Source organism: Curtobacterium sp. MCBA15_012, assembly GCF_001864935.2.
Taxonomy (GTDB): domain Bacteria; phylum Actinomycetota; class Actinomycetes; order Actinomycetales; family Microbacteriaceae; genus Curtobacterium.
In genome coordinates this window covers 2,952,350-2,974,289 of sequence record NZ_CP126267.1, presented here as the reverse complement: position 1 = coordinate 2,974,289, position 21,940 = coordinate 2,952,350, and the positions used below count along the sequence as shown (strand labels likewise).

20 protein-coding genes are annotated in these 21,940 nt (G+C 74.2%); 11 read left to right on the top strand and 9 right to left on the bottom strand.

What is annotated here, in order from left to right:
• Nucleotides 1-13: 13 nt before the first annotated feature.
• The gene (locus QOL15_RS13630) at nucleotides 14-2,179 is read right to left on the bottom strand and encodes a glycosyltransferase family 39 protein (RefSeq protein WP_071247004.1); all 2,166 of its coding nucleotides are present in this window, start codon (nucleotides 2,177-2,179) and stop codon (nucleotides 14-16) included.
• Between the two features lie 89 nt (nucleotides 2,180-2,268).
• Between QOL15_RS13630 and QOL15_RS13625 the strand changes: the two genes are divergently transcribed.
• Both QOL15_RS13625 and QOL15_RS13620 read left to right on the top strand, forming a co-directional pair.
• Entirely contained in the window at nucleotides 2,269-2,505 is a 237-nt protein-coding gene (locus tag QOL15_RS13625; RefSeq protein ID WP_065964081.1) for a hypothetical protein, read from the top strand.
• Nucleotides 2,506-2,592: 87 nt separating this feature from the next.
• Entirely contained in the window at nucleotides 2,593-3,834 is a 1,242-nt protein-coding gene (locus QOL15_RS13620) for an endo-1,4-beta-xylanase (protein ID WP_071247005.1), read from the top strand.
• 140 nt (nucleotides 3,835-3,974) lie between these two features.
• On the opposite strand, the gene QOL15_RS13615 is transcribed toward QOL15_RS13620, so the two are convergent.
• Together QOL15_RS13615 and QOL15_RS13610 are read right to left on the bottom strand one after the other, a co-directional pair.
• Nucleotides 3,975-4,631 carry a response regulator gene (locus QOL15_RS13615; protein WP_071247007.1) on the bottom strand — a complete coding sequence of 219 codons (657 nt, stop codon included), beginning with the start codon at nucleotides 4,629-4,631 and terminating at the stop codon, nucleotides 3,975-3,977.
• Nucleotides 4,628-6,391 carry an ATP-binding protein gene (locus tag QOL15_RS13610; protein ID WP_071247009.1) on the bottom strand — a complete coding sequence of 588 codons (1,764 nt, stop codon included), beginning with the start codon at nucleotides 6,389-6,391 and terminating at the stop codon, nucleotides 4,628-4,630. Before QOL15_RS13610 ends, QOL15_RS13615 begins: the two co-directional genes overlap by 4 nt.
• 154 nt (nucleotides 6,392-6,545) lie before the next feature.
• Between QOL15_RS13610 and QOL15_RS13605 the strand changes: the two genes are divergently transcribed.
• Nucleotides 6,546-8,054 carry a CitMHS family transporter gene (locus QOL15_RS13605; protein WP_065964088.1) on the top strand — a complete coding sequence of 503 codons (1,509 nt, stop codon included), beginning with the start codon at nucleotides 6,546-6,548 and terminating at the stop codon, nucleotides 8,052-8,054.
• A gap of 62 nt (nucleotides 8,055-8,116) precedes the next feature.
• On the opposite strand, the gene QOL15_RS13600 is transcribed toward QOL15_RS13605, so the two are convergent.
• Nucleotides 8,117-8,422, bottom strand: a complete 306-nt coding sequence (locus QOL15_RS13600) for a putative quinol monooxygenase (protein WP_065964093.1) — start codon at nucleotides 8,420-8,422, stop codon at nucleotides 8,117-8,119.
• 188 nt (nucleotides 8,423-8,610) lie between these two features.
• Between QOL15_RS13600 and QOL15_RS13595 the strand changes: the two genes are divergently transcribed.
• Complete coding sequence (locus QOL15_RS13595) at nucleotides 8,611-9,978, top strand: MFS transporter (RefSeq protein WP_065964094.1); 1,368 nt, start codon at nucleotides 8,611-8,613, stop codon at nucleotides 9,976-9,978.
• Nucleotides 9,979-10,215: 237 nt separating this feature from the next.
• Here the strand turns inward: QOL15_RS13595 and QOL15_RS13590 are convergent, their stop codons facing one another.
• On the bottom strand, nucleotides 10,216-11,550 hold the full coding sequence (locus QOL15_RS13590) for a glycosyltransferase (RefSeq protein ID WP_071249695.1): 1,335 nt from the start codon (nucleotides 11,548-11,550) through the stop codon (nucleotides 10,216-10,218).
• Between the two features lie 70 nt (nucleotides 11,551-11,620).
• On the opposite strand from QOL15_RS13590, the gene QOL15_RS13585 reads away from it, so the two are divergent.
• The 3 genes from QOL15_RS13585 to QOL15_RS13575 are packed head-to-tail and all read left to right on the top strand — an operon-like array spanning nucleotide 11,621 to nucleotide 14,374.
• Entirely contained in the window at nucleotides 11,621-12,589 is a 969-nt protein-coding gene (locus tag QOL15_RS13585; protein ID WP_071249697.1) for an NAD(P)-dependent oxidoreductase, read from the top strand.
• On the top strand, nucleotides 12,582-13,436 hold the full coding sequence (locus QOL15_RS13580) for an MBL fold metallo-hydrolase (protein ID WP_071249699.1): 855 nt from the start codon (nucleotides 12,582-12,584) through the stop codon (nucleotides 13,434-13,436). Before QOL15_RS13585 ends, QOL15_RS13580 begins: the two co-directional genes overlap by 8 nt.
• Nucleotides 13,433-14,374 carry a 3-oxoacyl-ACP synthase III family protein gene (locus QOL15_RS13575; protein ID WP_071249701.1) on the top strand — a complete coding sequence of 314 codons (942 nt, stop codon included), beginning with the start codon at nucleotides 13,433-13,435 and terminating at the stop codon, nucleotides 14,372-14,374. The genes QOL15_RS13580 and QOL15_RS13575 overlap by 4 nt, the downstream gene beginning before the upstream one ends.
• Before the next feature lie 193 nt (nucleotides 14,375-14,567).
• On the opposite strand, the gene QOL15_RS13570 is transcribed toward QOL15_RS13575, so the two are convergent.
• Nucleotides 14,568-15,026, bottom strand: a complete 459-nt coding sequence (locus QOL15_RS13570; RefSeq protein ID WP_071249703.1) for a DUF4383 domain-containing protein — start codon at nucleotides 15,024-15,026, stop codon at nucleotides 14,568-14,570.
• 251 nt (nucleotides 15,027-15,277) lie between these two features.
• On the opposite strand from QOL15_RS13570, the gene QOL15_RS13565 reads away from it, so the two are divergent.
• Nucleotides 15,278-16,198 (top strand): ABC transporter ATP-binding protein, encoded by a 921-nt coding sequence (locus QOL15_RS13565; protein WP_065964107.1) that lies wholly within the window; start codon nucleotides 15,278-15,280, stop codon nucleotides 16,196-16,198.
• Nucleotides 16,195-17,037, top strand: coding sequence for an ABC transporter permease subunit (locus tag QOL15_RS13560; RefSeq protein ID WP_071249705.1), 843 nt, complete (start codon nucleotides 16,195-16,197; stop codon nucleotides 17,035-17,037). Before QOL15_RS13565 ends, QOL15_RS13560 begins: the two co-directional genes overlap by 4 nt.
• Before the next feature lie 137 nt (nucleotides 17,038-17,174).
• Here the strand turns inward: QOL15_RS13560 and QOL15_RS13555 are convergent, their stop codons facing one another.
• Nucleotides 17,175-17,513 carry a hypothetical protein gene (locus QOL15_RS13555; protein ID WP_065964111.1) on the bottom strand — a complete coding sequence of 113 codons (339 nt, stop codon included), beginning with the start codon at nucleotides 17,511-17,513 and terminating at the stop codon, nucleotides 17,175-17,177.
• 188 nt (nucleotides 17,514-17,701) lie between these two features.
• On the opposite strand from QOL15_RS13555, the gene QOL15_RS13550 reads away from it, so the two are divergent.
• Both QOL15_RS13550 and QOL15_RS13545 read left to right on the top strand, forming a co-directional pair.
• Nucleotides 17,702-18,322 carry an LppP/LprE family lipoprotein gene (locus QOL15_RS13550; RefSeq protein WP_071249707.1) on the top strand — a complete coding sequence of 207 codons (621 nt, stop codon included), beginning with the start codon at nucleotides 17,702-17,704 and terminating at the stop codon, nucleotides 18,320-18,322.
• 65 nt (nucleotides 18,323-18,387) lie between these two features.
• Nucleotides 18,388-19,473: a YeiH family protein gene (locus QOL15_RS13545; RefSeq protein WP_071249709.1), complete on the top strand. Its 1,086-nt coding sequence runs from the start codon at nucleotides 18,388-18,390 to the stop codon at nucleotides 19,471-19,473.
• A 333-nt stretch (nucleotides 19,474-19,806) separates the two neighbouring features.
• Here QOL15_RS13545 and QOL15_RS13540 read toward each other — a convergent pair whose 3' ends face one another.
• Together QOL15_RS13540 and QOL15_RS13535 are read right to left on the bottom strand one after the other, a co-directional pair.
• Nucleotides 19,807-20,925 (bottom strand): ABC transporter permease, encoded by a 1,119-nt coding sequence (locus QOL15_RS13540; RefSeq protein ID WP_071249711.1) that lies wholly within the window; start codon nucleotides 20,923-20,925, stop codon nucleotides 19,807-19,809.
• A complete protein-coding gene (locus QOL15_RS13535) occupies nucleotides 20,922-21,803 on the bottom strand; it encodes an ABC transporter ATP-binding protein (RefSeq protein ID WP_065963404.1) in 882 nt (293 codons plus the stop codon). Before QOL15_RS13535 ends, QOL15_RS13540 begins: the two co-directional genes overlap by 4 nt.
• Between the last annotated feature and the right edge of the window lie 137 nt (nucleotides 21,804-21,940).

The window sequence follows — 21,940 nt, the reverse complement described above, 5'->3', positions numbered from 1 at the left end:
GTCACCGACCCGGTCAGGAGCACCGCTCGAGGGCGAAGGACGCCCCGCCGGCACCGCCCCACTGCTGGCCACGACCGGTGCTCGGCGCGGCCGAGGCGGACGCCGGACCCCACCGGTGCAGGACCGTGCACCCGAGGTCGTCGGTGGCCTGCCGCACGGGGTCGGAGGACCGAGCGGTCGAGGACACGACGAACAGCCGCTCCTGCCCGGAGCGCACGAGCGACTCGACCTGCGCCGTGGTGAACACCGGCACCTGTCCGGAGAAGCCGCCGTCGGTCAGGACCTCGGCACCGGTGTCCCCGATGACGTCGGCCGCGATCCGCCACGAGTCGGTGAGGAACAGCGGGCCGCCGTCCCGTCCGCCACCCGCGCGTCGGGCCTCCGCGACGAGCGCCGCCTCGTCGGCCGGCAACCGGGTGTGCCCGCCGACGACGTCGGGCGCCGAGACGTGGAACGCGTCGGCCGTGCTGGTCCCGCGGGTCGGGGCGCCCGTCCGGCCGAGCGCGAGCGCCCGCTCCGGGACGGCACCGCCGCGGGCGAAGGCGCCCTGCGCGAGGCCGACCGAGGCGTCGCCGCCGCTGCCGTCCCGCGCGGCGTCGAGCGCCTGCAGCGAGAAGCACGCCGGTCCGAGCACGACCGCGGCGGCGAGCAGCCCCGCGGCGAGCCGGCGACCACCCGTGGCACCCCGACCGCCCGTGGCGCCCGGACTGCCCGTGGCACCCCGGCCGCCCGCGTCGCCACGCAGGCCGCCACCGGCCGTGGCTCCCGCGCGCCGCCGCCGCACGATCAGTCCGACGAGCGCCGCGACGGTCACCCCGACGGCGACCGTGCCGAGCAGCGCCGGCTCGGACGCGGCTCGGGCCAGCCACGCCCACCACGCGCCCTGGACCACGAGCAGCCCGACGGGCACGAGCCGCAGCCGGCGGTCCGCCGCGTCGACGAACCCTGCGGCGCCCCACCAGCCGAGCGCGCCGAGCGCCGCGAGCTGCACCCCGACACCCGCGACGTACGCGGTGTGCGGGAGCCGCAGGACGGACAGCACCACGACCGCGGTCCCGAGCCACACGACCAGCGCGACGAGCGTGGCGGCGGGGAGGCGCGCCTCCCGGCCGGCGGACCGTCGCCACCACCGGACCGCGCCGATGCCGACCCCGGTGAGCGCCGCGGGCCACGACCAGCCGACCTGCGACGCGTAGCGCGGCGAGAAGAGCTGCAGGAGCGAGTGGCCGTCGCCGCGACCGGCGGTCGCGGCGCGCCACGCGTCCGCGACGTGCGTGCCGGCGTGCCCGACGGCCGCGCCCAGCGTGCCGACGGCGCCGGGCCACAGCCCGGGCATGAAGCGGTCGACGCCGTTGTAGCCGAACACCATCGCGAACACGCTGTCGTCGGTCGACCCGTCGAAGTAGGGGTGGTCGCCCGCCGGGAGCAGTGCGAGCGCGACCGGCCAGGCGAGGCTCGCGACGACCGCGGCGCCGACCAGCGCGGCCACGTGTCCCGCGGCACGGCGCCACCGGGGGCCCGGTCCGGCGGTGGCGACCACCGTCGCGAGCACCAGGGCCGGCAGCACCAGCCAGGCCTGCAGCATCTTCGCCTGGAACCCGATGCCGACGAACAGGCCGGCGAGCAGCAGCGGCCACCACGTGCGGGTCAGCGCGGCCCGCTGCCACCACACCAGCGCGACGGCGAGCGCCATCGTGAGCAGGCCGTCCTCCATCGGGTGGCCGAACATCGAGACGAAGATCGGGGTCCCCGCGGCGAGTGCGGCGGCGACCAGGCCGGCCCGGGCCCCGAGCCAGCGCAGCACGACGAGCGACACGGCGAGGGTCGTGACGGCGCCCTCGAGGACCTGGGGGAGCGCGAGCGACGCGGTGGACATGCCGAACAGGTGGATGCTGATCGCCTGCGGCACCGCGAACCCGGCGAGCTTGTCGAGGGTGACGGTCGCGTCGGGGTCGAACGAGCCGGACAGGAACGCCGGCAGGGACTCGGACATCGAGCGGGCGGCGGCGGCGTAGAACGCGGAGTCGCCGCCGCGGGCGAGGTTCCAGCTCGTCAGGACGGCGCCGAGCACGACGATCACGGCGAGGGTGGCGCGCTGCCCCCGGGTCTGGTGCCACCAGCGGACGGGGCGGGCGGGGGTGGGGGTCGGGGTCCCCCGGTTCGGGTCGTTCGGGTCCATGCGCTGAAGATCGCGCCGCAGTCGATGAACGAGCCTCGGGAGACCGGGTCCCGGGACTCCGGTTCGTTCAGGAGCGGTACCAGGATGTCGTGGCCGACCTGTCGCGGTCCGTGCCGGTACGACCGGCCGTCGTCGCCGTCGCGGCCGCCACCTGGTGGTTCGTGCTCGTCGTCGTCGCCGTCGTGCTGAGCTTCCTCCCCGCCGCCCGTCCGTGGTTCCCACCGCTCCCGCGACGTCCCCGGGAGCAGCCGCCCCGCACCGTCGGCTGGGACCCGGAGACGGGCGAGCGCATCGTCGAGCGGACAGACGGCACCTCGCCCTCCTGACAGCGCCGCGCACGGTTGCTATGTTCGGCCGCACAACAAATCCGGGACGACGGTGTCCGGGAGGGTGACGGCGGAGGAGCCGCGGACATGCACGGAGCACAGCAGCAGGCGGTCGCGCACCGCACCGGCACGGCGACCCTGACCGTCCTCGACCGCGACGGCGCTCCGGTGCCGGACGTCGACGTGACCGTCGAGCAGACCGGGCACGCGTTCGGGTTCGGCAACATCGGCTTCGACTTCGTCGGACTCGCGAACGACGAGGTCGACGGCGACGAGCGGGACCGGCTGGAACGGCTCGCCGACCTGTACACCGACGTGTTCACGACGGCGACCCTGCCGTTCTACTGGGGCCGCTTCGAACCCGAGCGCGGCGCACCCGACACGGTCCGCCTGCAGGCGACGGCACGCTGGTTCCGGGACCGCGGCGTCGCCCTGAAGGGCCACCCGCTCGTCTGGCACACCGTGCAGCCCGACTGGCTCCTCGGGCTGCCGCTCGACGAGGTCGAACGGCTGCAACGGGAGCGCATCCGCCGTGAGGTCGGGGACTTCGCCGGCCTGGTCGACACGTGGGACGCGATCAACGAGGTCGTCATCATGCCGGTCTTCGCCAACGGCGACAACGCGATCACGCCGCTCGCCCGGGCGAAGGGCCGCATCCCGACGATCCGGATGGCGTTCGAGGAGGCCCGTGCCACGAATCCGCACGCCACCCTGCTGCTCAACGACTTCGACCTGTCGAGCGCGTACGAGTGCCTCATCGAGGGGGTCCTCGAGGCCGGGGTGCAGATCGACGCGATCGGCCTGCAGACCCACATGCACCAGGGCTACCGGGGCGAGGAGGCGATGCTCGCGATGGTCGACCGCTTCGCCCGGTACGGCCTGCCGCTGCACCTGACCGAGACCTCGCTCGTCTCGGGCGACCTCATGCCCGCCGACGTCGTCGACCTCAACGACCACCAGGTCGACTCGTGGCCGTCCACGCCCGAGGGCGAGGCCCGTCAGGCCGACGAGGTCGAACGGCACTACCGCAGCCTGGTCGGGCACCCGGCCGTCGAGGCGGTCACCTACTGGGGCATCACCGACGCGGGCGCCTGGCTCGGTGCGCCGATCGGGCTCGTGCACGCGGACGGGACGCCGAAGCCGTCGTACGAGGCGTTGCGCCGGCTCGTCAAGGACGAGTGGTGGACGGGGCCGACGGTGCTGCGCACCGACGAGCGCGGGCAGGTGCGGGTGCACGGGTTCCGGGGTGGCTACCGCGCGGCCGTGCGCGGCACGGCGACGGACTTCGCGATCGGGCGGCAGGCGACGGAGGTCGCGGTCACGGCGTGACCCGGTGTCGGACGGGAGGCGCGGTGCGGGCCCGCCACGCGCCTCCCGTCCGGCAGCCGGTCACCCGGGCGGCGTCACCGGTCCGGAGACGCTGCCCGAATGCGCCAGCGCGCCGGCTGTGCACCCCGCGCGGAACCGGCTCACCGCCGCGTGTACCGGTGCTCCGGCCGCCCCGCCGCCCCGTACCGCAGCTGCATCGTCACCGTCCCGTCCGCGGTGAGCTGCGCCAGGTACCGCTGCGCCGTCGCCCGGGACACCCCGATCGCGCCGGCGACCTCGGCGGCCGACCGCTCGACCTCGGCGGAGAGCTGCTCGAGCACGAGCGCCGCGGTCGCCGCACGGGAGGGGGACGCCCCGCCGCCGTCCCCGGCGTGCAGGATCCGGAACGCCCGCTCGACGGCCTCCTGGTCGAGGGTCGCGCGCTCGTCGAGCACGTTCCGGGAGCGCGCGTACGCCCGGAGCCGCTCGGCGAGCACGCCCGACCCGAACGGCTTGATGAGGTACGCGAGGGCCCCGTGCCGCATCGCCCGGCGCACGGTCCCGGCGTCCGAGGCGGCGCTGAGCACGAAGGCGTCCGTGTCGACCGCCCGCAGCAGGTCGATCCCGCTGCCGTCGGGCAGGTAGACGTCGACGAGCACGAGGTCGACCGGGGTGCTCGCGAGGACCGACCGCGCTGCGGCGATCGTCCCGACCGGGTCGAGCGCCCGGAAGCCCGGGACCTGGTCGACCTGGCGTCGGTGCAGCTCGGCGACGTGGAAGTCGTCGTCCACCACGAGCACGGTCGCGTCGTCGGTCACGGTCGCACCACCCCTTCGAGTCGGGCGCAGAACACCGCGCCGTGGTCGTCCCCGCCCGCCGAGGCGAGCCACACGTCCCCGCCGCGCCGACGGGCGACCTCCCGCGACAGGGGGAGCCCGATGCCCCACCCGTGCGCCCGGTCCGGGTCGGGACCGCCCGGGTCGCCGGTCGCTGCCGGGTCGACGACGGGGGACCGCCGCGCGAACGGGTCCACCCCGTCGGCGACCCCCTGACCGGAGTCCATCACCGACAGGTGCAGCACCGCGCCGTCGTCGAGCACCTCGACCTCGACCCACGGCGTCGGGTCGTCGCCCTGCAGTGCCGCGGTCACGGCGTTGTCCACGAGGTTGCCGAGCACGGTCGTGCAGTCGCCCGGGTCGGTGACGGTGCCCTGCATCATCGTCTCGGCGCCGATCCGCAGGAGCACCCCGCGCTCGGCCGCCTCGACGCCCTTCGCGCCGAGGAACGCCTGCAGGTACGGCTCGGTCAGCCGGTCGGCGTGCTGCACCGGGTAGCGCAGCGGCCCGCGCTCCTGCACGTCGGCGAGGTACGAGCGGGCACGTCCGGTCTCGCCGAGGTCGAGCAGTCCGGCGATCGCGTGCAGGCGGTTCGCGAACTCGTGCCGCTGCGCGCGCAGGGCCTCGGTGAGCGAGCCGACCGCGTCGAGCCGCCGGGACAGCGCCTCGACGTCGGTGCGGTCCCGCAGCACGGCGACGCGGCCGAGGTCGACCCCGTCGCGGGTGACCGAGCGGACGTCGACGAGCAGCACGCGCGTGCCGGCGACGACGGTCGTGCTCGACGGGACCGAGGCCCCGGGGTCGAGCGCGGCCGCGAGGCCGACGGGCAGCGCGAGCTCCCGCACCGGCCGACCGACCGGGTCCGCCAGTGCGAGCAGGCGCGCGGCCTCGGGGTTGCAGACGGTCACGGTGCCGTCCGGCCGCGTCGCGAGCACGCCCTCGTCGACCCCGCCGAGCACGGCCTGCTGGTTCTGCACGAGCGTCACGAGCTCCTCGGGCTGCACGCCGAGTGTCAGTCGGACGAGCCGTCGACGCAGCAGCAGCGAGGCGACGAGCCCGAGCAGCACCGCCGCGACGGCGGCGCCGACGACCGGCACGCTGTCCTCGACGAGGGTGTCGTAGACCCGGTCGCGCGTGAAGCCGACGCTCACCTCGCCGACGACCCCGGTGCCCGGCCGGGAGGCGCGGCTCGCGTCCGCCCCGTCGGTGCCGTCCGCGTCGGCGCGGGTCGCGTCCGCTCGGGTCGCGTCCGCTCCGGGCGCGTAGACGGGGACCTTCGCGCGTGCCGACTCCCCGAGGGTGCCGCGCGCCCACGACACGGTCTCCCGGCCGCGCAGCGCCGCGTCGGGGGAGGTGCTCACCATCTCGCCGATGCGGTCCGGGTCGGGGTGCGCCAGCCGGACGCCCCGGTCGTCGGTCACCACGACGAAGAGCGCACCGGTCCGTCGCTGCGCGGCGAGGGCCGCCTGCTGCACCGGTCCGTCCGCGAGCGCCGTGCGGTCGAGGGCCGTGCCGTCGACGCTGAGCCGGGCCACCTCGGTGCGCACGTCGTCCTGGGCGGCGACGCTCTGCGCGATCGCGAGCGCGGTGCCCTCGGCGGCCCGTTCGAGCCGGGCGACCTCGACGCGGACGAAGACGGCGCTCGTGAGCAGGACGACCGCGACGACCACGACCAGCTGCAGCACCAGCACCTGGGTGGCGAAGCGGAGCCGGGGGCGGCGCCGTGAGCGGTCGTCGGTCACGGACCACAGCGTACGGAGCGCGCGCCGACCCGCGTGCGCAGAACGCGCAGAACGCGGTCAACGCGCGATGGTGGGCCAACGCGCAGAAGCGCGCCGCGCCTCCAGGCCGGGTCGTAGGTTGCCCCAACTGCTCGACACGGACGAAGGAGTCCCGATGCTCGTCATCCTCGGCTACGCGATGATCGCGGCGTTCATGGTGCTCATCATGACGAAGCGCATGTCGCCGATGCTCGCCCTGATCATCGTGCCGACCGTCTTCGGACTGTTCGCCGGGGCCGGGCTGGGCCTCGGCGACATGGTGATGAAGGCGATCGGCACGCTCGCCCCGACCGCGGCGCTGCTCATGTTCGCGATCATGTACTTCGGGCTCATGATCGACGTCGGCCTGTTCGACCCGCTCGTGCGGTTCATCCTCAAGGTCACCGGCAACGACCCGGCGAAGATCGTGCTCGGGACCGCGTTGCTCGCCGGCGCGGTGTCGCTCGACGGCGACGGGTCGACGACCTTCATCGTGGTCACCGCGGCGATGCTGCCGATCTACCTCAAGCTCGGGATGAGCCCGGTCGTGCTGACCTGCGTCGCCGGCCTGACGAACGGCACGCTGAACATCGTGCCGTGGGGCGGGCCGACCGCCCGTGCGGCCGCGGCGTTGAAGATCGAGCCGTCGGAGATCTTCGTGCCGCTCATCCCGTCGCTCGTCGTCGGCCTCGTGCTGTGCTTCGTCTTCGCGTGGACGATGGGGCTCCGGGAGCGCAAGCGGCTCGGGCTGATCGAGTTCACCGAGTCGCTCCGCACCGAGCGCCGTGCCGAACGGACACCCGCGGGTGCCGGGTCCCGCGTGCTCGCGGCCGTCGGTGGCACCGGCGGGGGCATGTTCACGAGCCCCACGGTCGCGCTCGGCCTGCGCGGCGGCAAGGCCGACGGGCGGCGGGCGGACGGCGAGGGCGTCGACGGGATCGACGACGACGCGACCGGCGTCGACCAGGCCGCCGGTGGTGGCTCGTCGCTCGCGGCCACCATGCTCGACCCGGACCGTCCCACGCTCCGCCCGGGGCGCATCTGGGTGAACCTCGCGCTGACCGTCGTGGTCATGGTCGCCCTCGTCACCGGGCTGCTGCCGCTGGCGTACGTGTTCATGGTCGGCACGGCGATCGCCCTGCTCGTGAACTTCCCGCAGCTCAAGCAGCAGACCGCGCAGATCGTGGCGCACGCGCCGAGCATCGTCGGCGTCGTGTCGATGGTGTTCGCCGCCGGGGTGCTCATCGGTGTGCTCGACGGCACCGGGATGGTCGCGGCGATGGCGGACTGGCTGGTCGCGGTGATCCCCGACTCGATGGGGCCGTACCTCGCGGGCATCACCGGGGTGTTGAGCATGCCGCTCACGTTCTTCATGAGCAACGACGCGTTCTACTTCGGGATCCTGCCGGTGCTGTCCGAGAGCGCCGCCGCGTTCGGGATCACGCCCGCCGAGATGGCGCGGGCCTCGGTGGTGGGGCAGCCCGTGCACATGCAGAGCCCGCTCGTGCCGGCGATCCTGCTGCTCGTGTCGCTCGCGAACGTCAACCTCGGCGACCACCACCGGAAGGTGCTGTGGCGCGCGGCGGTGGTGTCGGTCGCGATGCTCGTCGTGGCGGTGGTCGTGCGGGTCGTCCCGTTCGGCTGAGCCCGTCGCCGGCACCACGACGCCCCGCACACGCTGGTGTGCGGGGCGTCGTCGTGACCGGGTCAGGCCAGGTCGAGCGTGCGGCCGAACGTCCGGGTGACGGGCGGTCCGGCGAGCACGGCGCCGAGGGCCTCCGGAGCGCCCTCCGGGGTCGCACGCCACGCGACGTAGGCGTCGTGGTCGGCCGCGGTCGTCCAGCGCTCGAGCACGACCGCACGGGTCGGGTCGGCGTCGTCGAAGAGCACCTCGAGCGACTCGTTGCCGGCGAAGCCCGCCGTCTGGGCGAGGGTCTCGCGGACCGCGGCGTCGATCGCGTCCTGGCCGACGTCGTCGCGGAACCGGACCTCGAGGAAGACCGTCTGGGTCACGGGTGCACCTTTCGTCAGTGGCGGCCGCGCATCGGCCACCCGTCGAGCCAACCGCGGCCTCCCTCGTGGTGTTCCGAGGTGGCCGGACAGAACCCTTCCGCTGCAAGGTTTTCGGTGCTACGGTCACTCCACCTAGTAGCACTAGGTATTCGAGAGGCCCCAGGCCCCCGATGGCTCGAGGAGGAGTCATGTCGACACCGACGTCGAAGGAAGAACCGCAGACCGGTCTCGCCGGTACCGCGAACCCGCCGGTCACCGCAGCCGCCGGGGCGACGAGCTCCGACCCCGCAGCGGCATCGCGAGCGTTCTCGGTCGAGGGCCTCACGCAGTCCGTCAGCACGGTCCGCGTCGGCCCGAAGTACCTCTGGGCGCTCAGCCTCGCCCAGTTCGGTCTGTTCGCCGCGCTGCTCACCCCGGTCTTCGTGAGCATGTCGATCAAGGCGACGGTGCTCAACCCGGACAGCCCCGAGACGATCGTCGGCTCGGTCCTGCCGTTCGGTGCCCTCGGCGCCCTGCTCGCGAACCCGCTCGCCGGCGCACTCTCCGACCGCACCCGCACGCGCTGGGGTCGTCGCCGGCCCTGGATGGTCATCGGCGTCGTCGTCTTCGTCGCCGCGCTCGCGTGGCTGGCGTTCTCGCCGGACGTGCTGCAGCTCACCCTCGCGTGGGTCCTCGCCCAGGTCTCCGCCAACGCGGTCCTCGCCACCCTGACCGCGAGCTTCGCCGACAACGTGCCCGAGTTCCAGCGCGGCAAGGCATCGAGCGTCATCGCCCTCGCGCAGAACATCGCGATCCTGGCCGGGCTCTACCTCGCCGTGTACCTGGTCGGCAACCTGCCGGTGCTCTTCATCGCACCGGGCGTCCTGGCCGTCGTCGTGATCCTCGTCTACTGCGTCGTGGCCCGCGACGAGCTCCCGACGACCACCAAGCCCTTCAGCTGGCTGACCCTCATCGCGTCGTTCTGGACGAACCCGATCAAGCACCCGGACTTCGGGCTCGCCTGGTGGGGCCGCTTCCTGATCACCTTCGGCACGTTCATGTTCACGACCTACCGCCTGCTCTACATCAAGGACCAGATCGGCATCGAGGACGTGGCCCAGGCCACCGCGACGGTCGCGTTCGGCGTCCTGCTCTACACGGTCGCCCTGCTCGTCAGCGCCGCGGTCTCCGGATGGGTGTCCGACCGCATCCGCCGCCGCAAGGTCTTCGTCTGGGGATCGACCGCCCTCACCGCGGTCGGCCTCGTGATCCTGGCGCACGTCGACTCGGTCGGCGGGTTCTACTTCGCCGAGGTCGTGCTCGGCTTCGCCTTCGGCATCTACGCCGCGATCGACACCGCGCTCGTGGTCGACGTGCTGCCCGACCCGGAGCGCCCCGGCAAGGACCTCGGCGTGATCAACATCGCGAACGCGCTGCCGCAGTCGCTCGCCCCGGCCGTCGGCCTGTTCCTGCTCGGCACCGGCGGCGGGCAGAACTACACGCTCATGCTCTGGGGTGCGGGCGTCGCGGTGCTCCTCGGGGCACTCGTGATCCTGCCCATCAAGAAGGTCCGGTGACCGCGCGCCGCTCGGCGTGAGCGGCGGACGGACGGGAGGCACGGTGCGGGACGGCACCGTGCCTCCCGTCCGTCGTGCGGTGCGGGCCGGAGGCGGGTGGCGGGCCGGGTACGGCGCCTCCGGTCCGGCGCACGGTGCGGCCGGGAGGCGGGTGGCGGGCCGGGTACGGCGCCTCCGGTCCGGCGCACGGTGCGGCCGGGAGGCGCGTGGCGGGCCGGGCACGGCGCCTCCCGTCCGTCAGGTGGTGCGGGACGGACGCAGGACGCTCGCGTAGACGTCGACCAGGTCGTCGACGCGCTGCTCGACGCGGCCGCGCGCCGCGACGAGCGCGCGGCTCGCGGCCGTGAGCGCCGCCGGGTCGTCGTGCAGGTGCCGGATCGTCGCGACGATCCCCGCGGCGTCCGGCGTCGGCGTCGTGAAGCCGCCGCCGTCGGGCACGACCTCGGCGAGGTCGGGGTCGCAGTGCACGACCGGCAGGCCGGTCGCGACGGCCTCGAGCATCACCATCGGCTGGTTGTCGAAGCCGGACGAGCTCGACACGAGCACGTGCGCGCGCCGCATCATCTCGAGGACCCGCGGGTGCGGCGTCGAGCCGTGCAGCGTCACCGGTCCACCCGCCGCCGCCCGGGCCACCGCCGCGCGCGAGACCCCGTCGCCGAGCACGTCGACGACGGTCCCCGGCGGGAACGAGCGCGCTGCCGCGACGAGGACCTCCGGGCGCTTCTCCGGCGACAGCCGGCCCACCCAGAGCACGCGGAGGGGCTCGTCGGGCTGCCGGGTCCGCTCGCGGGCGGGACCGAGGGCGTCGAGCACCGCGGGCTCGATGCCGTTCGTCAGGACCGACACCGGCGTGCGCACGCCCCGGTCGACGAGCTTGTCGGCGAAGTGCCGCGAGGGGACGAGCACGTGGTCGCTCGCCCGGGACTGCGCGAGCATGACCCGCCACATCCGCCGGGCGGTCCGCGTGCGGGTGTACGGGGTGTCCGCGCCGACCCGGATGCCGCGGTGGTCGACCTGGGCGGCGTGCAACCGGGCGAGGAGCACGGTCGTGAGCGCCGGCAGCGGGAGCACGTTCCGGGTGTAGACGTCGATCCGACCGTGCATGGTGTGGACGACGGGGAGCCCGAGGTCCTGCGCGGCGCGGATCCCGCCGAGCGCGGCGAACATCTCCGAGTGGGTGTGCACGACCTCGACGCCCCGGGCGGCGAAGGCGCGACGGAGCACGGCCCGGACGCGCCGGGGGGACCAGGCGAAGGGGTAGCCGTCGGGGCGGAAGGCGCGGGCGACGGGGAGGCCGACGACGGCGGGACCCGGCGCGGTGGCGGGGTCGTGCGCGGCCGCGGGGCTGCCGTCGGCGGCTGTGTCGTGCCCGGCCGCGGAGTCGTGCCCGGCTGGGTCGTGCGCGGCGAGGTCGTGCCGGGCGGGGTCGTGCCAGGGGCCCGCCGGGTCGTCCGGGCAGAACACCGTCACCTCGTGGCCCGCGGTGGTCAGTGCCTCGGCCAGGGAGCGCACGGCGGTCTGCACCCCGCCGAGCGTCGGCAGGTAGTAGTCGGTGACGAGGGCGATCCGCACGCCCCGAGCCTAGGGGGAGCCCGGTCCGCCACCCGGGCGCGGACGGGGGGTGCGCCTAGGATCGGTCGACATGGGGGAGCGGGCACTGGTGACCGGTGCGAGCGGGTTCGTCGGCGGGCACGTCGTGCGGACGCTGCGCGAGCACGGGTACCGGGTGACCGCGTCCGGGCGTCGTGCCGAGGCGCTGCCCGCCGGTGCCGTGCACGTCGGGGACCTCGACGACCTCGCGCACGCCGACGTCCCCGCCGACGTCGTGGTGCACTGCGCCGCACTGTCCTCGCCGTGGGGCCGGTGGGCGGAGTTCGAGCACGCGAACGTCACCGGGACGCGGAAGGTCCTCGAGTACGCGCGGCGCGTGGGCGCCCGGCGGCTCGTGCACGTCTCCTCGCCCGGGATCTACGCCGCACCCCGCGACCGGCTCGACATCCGCGAGGACCAGGTCGACCCGAGCCGGCCGATGAACCACTACATCCGCTCGAAGACCCAGGCCGAGTCGCTCCTGCGTGCCGCGGCGGCGGACCCGCGGAACCCCGAGGTCGTCGTGCTCCGGCCGCGCGGGGTCGTCGGGGCGGGCGACACCGGCCTGGTGCCGCGGCTGCTCCGGGTGCACGCGCGCGTCGGCGTGCCGGTGCTCGACGGCGGCCGGGGCCTCGTCGACCTGACGGCGGTCGAGAACGTCGCGCACGCGGTCCGGCTCGCGGCCGAGGTCCCCGGTGCCGCCGGGCTCGCGTTCAACGTGACGAACGACGACCCGAGGCCGTTCGTCGAGCTGCTCGACCAGCTGCTCACCGGACTCGGGCTCCCGCTGCGGCACCGACACCTGCCCGCGCGCCTGGTGTACGGCGTCGCCGGGGTGCTCGAGGCCGTGTGCGCGGTGCTGCCCGGCCACCCCGAGCCGCCCGTCACGCGGTACACCGTCTCGACGATCACCCACTCGCAGACGCTCGACGTCTCCCGTGCCCGGCGGGTGCTCGGGTACGAGCCGCTGGTGTCCCTCGACGACGCGCTCGCGAGCTACGCGTCGGTGCTGCGTGGTTGAGCACGACGCGGCGCCGGCCGGCGGAGTCGGCGCGGGCGACGGGGGCGGCGCGGGCGGGATCGGCACGCTGCACGCCTTCGCCTGTGGGCACACGACGCACGACGTCCACCAGCTGCTCCGCGGTGCCCCGCGGGAGCGCCGGGTGTTCCCCGCCGGGGTGTTCCTGTGGAGCGGCGGCGGGCGACGGGTCCTGTTCGACACCGGGTACGCGCCGCTGCCCTGGGCGACCGGGGTCGCGGGTCGGCTGTACCGTCGCCTGCTGCCCCCGGTGGTCCCGCCCGGGGCGACCCTGGCCGACGTCGTCGACACCGCGGCCGTGACCCACGTCGTGCTGTCCCACCTGCACCCCGACCACGTCGGCGGGCTCGCGGCCGTCCCGCACGCCCGGGTCCTGGTGAGCGAGGGCGTCCGGCGGCGGATCGCGCACCCGCGCCTGCGGGACGGGGTGCTGCGCGGCCTGCTGCCGGCGGACCTGACCGACCGTCTCGACGTCGTGCCGGACGCCGCGTTCCGCCCCGGACCCGCCGGCCTCGCGGTCGCGGACCCGTTCGGCGACGGCGTGTACCGGCTCGTGCGCCTGCCCGGCCACGCCGACGGCCAGCTCGGCGCCCTCGTCGCCGACCGGGTGCTGCTCGCCGGCGACGCCGCGTGGTCGCGAGACCTGCTCGGGCGGGAGGGGGCACTCCGCGCCCTGCCCCGCGCGGTCGCGCACGACGCCGACGCCCAGCGCGACACCGCCCGGCGACTGCTCGACCTGGAGCGCGCGGGTACCAGACTGCTGTTCAGCCACGACGAGCACCCGGCGGGGGTCGACCTGCTCGTCGCGCACGACCGAGGGGGACCATGAAGCACTGCAGGATCACCGGGTGGGGCACGTCCCTGCCGGAGCGCGCCGTCACGTTCGGCAGCGGGGTGCGGACCGTGACGCGGTACCGGATCGCCGACGACGTGTCGCACCTCGACATGCTCGCCGAGGCCGCGTCCCGGGCGATCGTGTCGGCCGGGATCGACGCCGACGACCTCGACCTCGTCATCGCGGCCTGTGCCGCCGGGGTGCAGCCGATCCCGTGCACGGCCGCACTCGTCATGGAGCGGGTCGCGCCGGGTGCCCGTGCCGCAGCGCTCGACGTCGGGTCCACGTGCACGAGCTTCATCACGGCGCTCGACGTGGCCTCCCGCTACCTGGAGGACGGCGACCACGAGCGCGTGCTGGTCGTGTCCGGTGACGTCGGTTCCCGGTTCCTCGACCCGGCGCAGCGCGAGTCCGCCGAGCTGTTCTCGGACGCCGGGGCCGCGGTCGTGCTCACCCGGGGTGACGGCGGGCAGGGCGTCCTGTCCGCGCTGCAGCAGACCTGGCCCGCGCACGCGCACGACACCGAGCTGCGTGGCGGCCTGTCCCGCTTCCCGGCGCAGGCGTACGCCGACGGGGACCCGGCCGACTACCTGTTCGACATGGACGGGCGGCGTGCCCTGATGGGGATGCTCGGCGTGCTGCCGGGGTTCTTCGAGCGGTTCTTCGCACGGAGCGGGCTGACCCTCGACGACGTCGACCTCGTCGTGCCGCACCAGGCCAGCGGGGCGCTCGGCATCGCGATGCGCCGGATCGGCATCCCGCCGGGCAAGTACGTCGACGCGGTCGCCGAGTACGGGAACATGGTGTCGTCGTCGGTGCCGTACACGCTCGCCCGGTGCCTGGACGACGGGCGGCTCGGGCCGGGCGACACCGTCCTGCTCTGCGGGACCGCGGCGGGCCTCACCGCGAACGCGCTGGCACTGCGGCTCTGACGCGCCGGCGCACTTCGGCTCCGACCTGCGCCGGCGTCGGTACCGTGGTCGTGAGCGACGACGCACGCTGCCCGCACGCACGCACGCACGACGACGCCCCCGCCGCGATCGCGACGGGGGCGTCCGATGACCCCTGATCCCCAGGTCACCGCTCGAGGTCGGGGCCGTCCAGCACCGGACGGCCCCGACGAGGTCAGCGCGCGGTGCGACCGGCGCGGGGCAGGAGCAGGCCGAGCACGATCATCGCGACGGCGAGCACGGCGTGCAGCACGTTGTCGGCGCTGTTCAGCGGCACGAAGTTCGCGCCGCCCGTCATGCCGGCGGTGAAGAGGCCGTAGACGAAGAGCACGAGGTAGACGATCCCGCCGACGAGCAGGTAGAGCCGTGCGCCCGTCGCGGTGCGGGCCGCGAGGAGCCCGACGACACCGAACAGCAGGTGCACGATGTTGTGGAGCACCGACACCTGGAACAGGCCCAGGAGGAGTGCCATCGAGCCGTGGCCCGCCATCGACATCGAGCCCATGTCCATCGTGAGGCCCGGGATGAAGCCGGCGATGCCGACGATGAGGAAGACGACTCCGAAGACGAGGGCGCCCTTCTGCGTCAGCGTCGAGCCGTAGCCGGTGGTGCGCGTTGCTGCGTTGCTGGTCATGGTCGGTCCTTCCGAGTGCGGTGACGTGGTCCCGGCGCTGCGCTGAGGCAGCGCCGTCGTCGTGCAGGTTGTTCGGAGCACTCCCCGGGTCGGTTTGGGGTGGATCTCCAGCGGTTCTCCATGTGCGTCCTGGCGTCCTGGTCCGTCGCGGTGACGACGGATCACGGCACGGTGTCCTCCCGGGGGATGACGCCGGGGGTCCACCCTCCGGGGGACGCGCCGACCGGGCGCCCGGCAATAGCGTCGAGACCGTGATCGAGATCGAGCATCTTTCCAAGCGGTACGGCTCCAAGCTCGCCGTCGACGACGTCTCGTTCGTCGTGCGGCCGGGCAGCGTGACCGGCTTCCTCGGGCCGAACGGCGCGGGCAAGTCGACCACCATGCGCATGATCATGGGACTCGACCGGCCCACGTCGGGGCGGGCGACGGTGAACGGGCAGCCGTACACGTCGTTCCGCGACCCGCTCCGGCAGGTCGGGGCCCTGCTCGAGGCGAAGGCGGTGCACTCCGGGCGGAGCGCCTACAACCACCTGCTCGGGCTCGCGGCGACGCACGGCATCCCGAAGGCCCGCGTGCACGAGGTGATCGAGCTCACCGGCCTCGAGTCGGTCGCCAAGAAGCGCGTCGGCGGGTTCTCGCTCGGCATGGGGCAGCGCCTCGGCATCGCGGCGGCGCTCATCGGCGACCCGAAGACCCTCATCCTCGACGAGCCCGTCAACGGCCTCGACCCGGACGGTGTCGTGTGGGTGCGACAGCTCGCCCGCCGACTCGCCGCCGACGGCCGGACGGTGTTCCTGTCCAGCCACCTCATGAGCGAGATGGCGCAGACCGCCGACCGCGTCGTCGTGCTCGGCCGCGGGCGGGTCCTCGCCGACGCCCCGATCGACGAGTTCGTCTCCGGTGGCTCCGGGGGCGGTGGCAAGCGGACGCTCGTCCGGACGCCGCACCCCGACCAGCTGTTCACCGCGCTCGGCTCGGCGGCCTCGTCGATCACCCCGCGCGAGGACGGCGCGTTCGAGGTCGTCGGCCCCGACGCGCAGCAGATCGGCACCCTCGCCGCGCAGACCGGCGCGGTGCTCCACGAACTCACCCCGATGGGTGCGAGCCTCGAGGAGGCGTACATGGCCCTCACCAAGGACGACGTCGAGTACCGGGCGGAGGCCACCCGATGACCGCCACCGCGCTCGACTCCCGCGCCCGCATCGGCCTCGGGTTCCCCCGACTGGTCCGCAGCGAATGGATCAAGTTCCGCAGCGTCCGCTCGACCCTCTGGTGCTTCGCGATCCTCGTCGTGCTCACCGTCGGGATGGCCGCCCTGCTCGGCGCGCTCGTCGACCCCGAGCCTGGGAAGGTCCTCCAGGACGCGGCGAACCGGCAGGTCGTGAACATCGCCACGCTCAGCGTCGGCTTCACCGTGCTCGTCGTCGCGGTGCTCGGCGTCCTCATCATCACCGGCGAGTACACGACCGGGCAGATCCGGTCGACGTTCACGGCGGACCCCGGTCGTCTCGGTGCCCTGGGCGCCAAGGCCGTGGTGCTCGCCGTCGCCACCTTCCTGGTCAGCGCGGTGTCGACGTGGATCGGCGTCGCGATCGCGGTACCGCTCCAGGCAGCGAAGGGCGTCGAGGCCGACCTCGCCGACCCGTCGGTGTTCCTGCCGATCCTCGGGGCCTCGGTCGACGTCACGATGATCGCGCTGCTGGCGTTCGCCGTCGGGCTGCTCGTCCGCTCGAGCGCCGGTGGCATCGCGATCACGCTCGGGCTCCTGCTCGTGGTCCCGATCATCCTGCAGCTCATGGGCAACCTGCTCGGCGCACAGTGGCTGCTCGACACCGCGGCGTTCATGCCCGACGCGGCCGGCATGCGGCTCTACACCTACTCGGTGCCGCAGGTCGACGACGCGTCCGGGACGATCGTGCTGAGCGGTTGGGCCGCCTTCGGCGTCCTCGCCGCGTGGGTCGCGGCGGTCGCCGCGTTCGCGGTCACGGCCGCGAAGACGCGCGACGTCTAGGACGGACGCGACCCGCGGCCCGGTGCGGTGACCGCAGGACGCAACGGGAGGCGCGGTGCCAGCTGGTACCGCGCCTCCCGTTGCGTCCGTGCCCGCTCCGGGACGCGACGGATGCGACGGCCAGCGCGACGCGCGCGTCAGCCGCGGTGGCCGAAGAGCGCCTGCAGGAGCCGCTGCACCGGGCCCGTCCGCTGCTGCGGCACGACCTGCACGCTGCGCGTGGGCATCCGGAACGCCAGGTCGTGCAGCATGTTCCGCTTCGACCCGTCCCAGTTCGCGAACAGGTACGAGCCGCCGATGAAGGACATGCTCCGCACCGGGGTGCGCTTCCACGAGTCGGCAGCGACGTAGTACCCGGCGTGCCCGGCGTGGATGTGGTCGATGACGGTGTCGACGTCGACGACGCCGGTCGTGGTCACGACGGCGGTGATGCCCGTACGGTCACGGGCGACGTACTCGATGAGGTGTTCGGTCACGGCATGCTCTTGGTCGGTCGGTCTGCTCGACCCGGCGCCACTGGGTGGGTGACGGCGGGGATGTCACGGGACCGCCGTTGCTCCCGACCAGGATGGTACGCCCCGGTGTGCCCGTGGTGTCCTGCTCAGCCGGGCAGCGCGCCCCGTGGACCGGAACGTCCGCCGCACCCGAGGAGCAGTGTGGGGACATGCGTCACTCCAGCCTCACCAGCACCACTCGTCCGGCCCGGACCGTCGGCGGGGTCCTGCTCGCGGCGGCGGCCGTGGCCACGCTCGCCGGGTGCTCCGGCGGGCCCGCGGCGACGCCGACCGCCACGACGACCCGGACCGTCACCGCGAGCCCCGCGCCGAGCACACCCGCCGCCGCACCGGCCGCGACGTCGAGCGCGACGCCGTCCTGCGGACCGTCCGACGGGGCCACGGCCGCCGCCCGGGCGATCGCCGAGCTGCCCCTGCCGGCCGGCCTCGAGTCGGCGCGGTGGGACCCCGCGACCGCCGACACCGCGCAGTACGACGGCTGCGCGGCGCTGTCCGCGGTGACGGTCACGGTCGCCGACGCCACCGGGAGCTCGCCCGTCGCGATCCTGCTGTTCCACGACGGCACGTACCTCGGCACCGCCACGAAGCTGCAGTACCCGTTCGAACCGACCGTGACCCGCACCTCCGACGCGGCCCTGCGCGTCGAGTACCGGTACGCCGGCCCGCAGGACAGCAACGCCGACCCGACCGGCCGGGCCACCGCGACCTACACGTGGGACGACGCCGCCGGCCGCGTCCGGATGACGGGCGAGGTGCCGCCGGCGCCGTAGCACCTGAACCACGTCTCAGGCGGCCGCTCCCCGGCGGGCGGCGCAGCGGTGGGATGCTGGTCCGCATGCCCCTGTCCCGCCCGGCCGTCGCCGCCGCCCTGCCCGGGATCGCCCTCGCGCTCGTGATCGGGATCGTCGCGAGCCTGGCCGGGCGTGCCGTGCCCGTCGTGGGCGGTCCGGTGCCCGCGGTCGTGCTCGGCGCCCTGGTCGGGTGGCTCGTCCGCCGTCGTGCCCACGAGGACGGGCGCGACGGTGCGACAGCCGGTGCCGCGGGCGACCTGGGCGTCCTGCAACCCGGCGTGAAGTTCGCCTCGAGCCGCGTCCTGCAGGCCGCCGTCGTGCTGCTCGGCGCGCAGCTGTCGATCGGCGAGGTCCTGCGCATCGGCGGCGAGACCCTGCCCGTGATGCTCACGACGCTCGTGGTCTGCCTGGTCGCCGCGTGGGGGATCGGCCGGCTGCTCCGGGTGTCGGGCGCGCTCCGCACGCTGATCGGCGTCGGCACCGGGATCTGCGGGGCCTCGGCGATCGCGGCCGTCACCCCCGTGATCGGTGCGGCGAGCGCCGAGGTCGCCTACGCGATGTCGACGATCTTCCTCTGCAACATCGCCGCGGTGTTCGTCTTCCCGGTCGTCGGCCACGCGCTCGGGCTCTCCCAGCACGCGTTCGGCGTCTTCGCGGGGACCGCCGTGAACGACACCTCGTCGGTCGTCGCCACCGCCACGGTGTACGGCCGCCAGGCGACCGACACCGCGGTCGTCGTCAAGCTGGTGCGGACGCTCGTGATCATCCCGATCGTCGTCGGGCTCGCCGGACTGGAGGCCCGCCGCACCGCCCGCACACAGCCCACGCCCGACACGGGGGAGCGTCACGCCGGGGGCGTCCGCGTGCTCCGGCTGGTGCCGTGGTTCCTGTTCGGCTTCCTCGTGGTCGTGCTGCTGCGGACCGTCGGGGTCCTGCCTGCCGACGCGGCACCGGGGTTCGCCGCCGTGGCGACGTTCCTGGTGACGGTGGCGCTCGCCGCGATCGGGCTCTCGACGGACTTCGGCGCCCTGCGACGGGCCGGGTTCCGCCCGATGCTGCTCGGGATCGTGCTCTGGGTCCTCGTCGCGGGCACGAGCCTGGGCGTGCAGGCCGCACTCGGCCAGCTCTGACCCGGGCGCGGCGCCGCGGGCGCCGCGCGCCCCCCCCCCGCCCCTGCGGATGGAGCAGGAACCGTCGGGTGGCGGGCCCGGACCCGACGTCGTCTTCTCCATCGAGGGCGGCGGGACGCGACCACACGATGGACGGGAGGCGCGGTGCCCACCCGCACCGTGCCTCCCGTCCGTCCCGTCCCCCCCGCCCCTGCGGATGGAGCAGGAACCGTCGGGTGGCGGGCCCGGACCCGACGTCGTCTGCTCCATCGAGGGCGGCGGGACGCGACCACACGGCGGACGGGAGGCGCGGTGCCCGCCCGCACCGTGCCTCCCGTCCGTCCCGTGGCGGCGTCAGCCGCGCAGCGCCTCCGCGAGCTTCACGCGACCCCCGGTGCGGAGCAGCGCGTTCTCGTAGATGCGCGCGCCGACGAGCACGACCACGACCACCGACACGGCGACGATCAGCAGCGACAGGATCGGCTCCCACCACTGGGCGGTCCCGAGGAAGATCCGCATCGGCATCCCGATCGGCGCGCTGAACGGGACGTACGACATGATCCCGACGATCGTGGGGTTGTCCGCCGCCGAGACGATGAGGATGTACGGGATCATCACGAGCATCATCACCGGCATCGTGACGCTGCCGACGTCCTCCTGGCGCGAGACGAGCACGGCGGACGCGGCGAACATCGCGGCGATGAGCACGAAGCCGATCGCGAAGAAGCCGACGAACCACAGCACGCTCGGGCCGAGCATCGAGAACATGTTGTCCTGCCCGGTCACCGCGAGCGTGATCGCCGCCGCGACGGCCACCGCGACGATCTGCGCGAACGCCATCAGGCTGTTCCCGAGCACCTTGCCCGCGAGCAGTGCCCGGGCCGGGATCGCGGCCATCAGGATCTCGACGACGCGGGTCGACTTCTCCTCGACGACGCTCTGCGCGATCGACGAGCCGAACGTGACCGCCGAGGCGAAGAACACGACACCGAACATGATCCCGATGAGCGACACCAGACCCGCGGGCAGCGCACCGGGGTCGAGCAGGTCGACGCGCGGGGTCGTGCTCAGCGCGCTCACGACGTCGGTCGGCACGTCGTCGAGCCCGACCACGCGGTAGCCGAGGGTGTCGTCGGACGGCACGACCGCGGCGTCGACGTCACCCGAGCGGACGAGCCGTTCGGCCTGCGCGACGCTCGACGTCTGCGTGACGTCGAGGCCACGCGTCGACGTCAGGCTCACGCCGTCGACGACCGCGACCGGCGTGGTGTCGTCCGCGGTGGCCTTGCCGACGATGCCGGCGACGACGATCGACGCGACGACGGCGAGGATCAGGATCGCGGCGGAGACGATGAACGCGTTGCTGCGGAGACGGGCCTGGATCTCCCGCGCGGTGACGAGCTGCACCGCGTTGACGAACGTGCCCTGACGGGACGTGCCCTGGCGGGACGTGCCCTGGCGTGCCGTGGTCATCGCACGACCTCCCGGAAGACCTCGCTGAGCCGCGGGACCCGGGGCGCGAACGACCCGACGGTGCCGTGCTGGACGGCACGCTGCAGGACGGCCTGGGCGGTGGCGTCGTCGGCCTCGAACACGGCGTAGCCGCCGTCGAACTCGCGGACGACGACCCCGGGCTCGGCGCGGAGCCAGGCGAGGTCGCCCTCGACCAGGAGTTCCCACGCCGCGGGGCCCGCCGCGCGACGGAGCTCCTCCTGCGGGCCGGCCGCACGGATCGTGCCGGCGGCGATCACGACGACGTCGTCGCAGAGGCGCTCGACCACGTCGAGCTGGTGGCTGGAGAACAGCACGGGCACACCGGTCGCCGCCGTCTCGCGCAGGACCCCGAGCACGGTGTCGACGGCCATCGGGTCGAGGCCGGAGAACGGCTCGTCGAGCACGAGGACCTCGGGCTGGTGGGCGAGCGCCGCGGCGACCTGCACGCGCTGCTGGTTGCCGAGGGACAGCTTCTCGACGGCGTCGTCGGCGTGCTGCTCGAGGTCGAGGCGTTCCAGCAGCGCCGCGGTCCGCTGCCCCGCGGTCCGCTTGTCGACGCCGTGCAGCCGGGCGAGGTAGGTGATCTGCTCGGCGACCGGCATCTTCGGGTAGAGCCCGCGCTCCTCCGGCATGTAGCCGAAGCGGCGACGGTCGGCCGGACCGACGGTCGCGCCGTCGATCGACACCGTCCCCGCGTCGGCCTGCAGGACGCCGAGCAGGATCCGCATGGTCGTGGTCTTGCCGGCGCCGTTGCCGCCCACGAACCCCGTCAGGCGGCCGCTGCCGACCGTGAACCCCACGTCGTCGAGCACCCGGCGGTCGCCGAAGTGCTTCGTGACGCCTTCGATGGTGAGCATCGTCGTCCCCTTCCGTCGGCGGTCCTCGCCGACACGTCGACCGTATTGACCGGGAGGCGCGGGTCGCCTCCCACGTGAGGGGGGACTCCGGTACGGGGCGGCTCCACCGCACGGGGGAGCGGTGGGTGGGCCGGTGC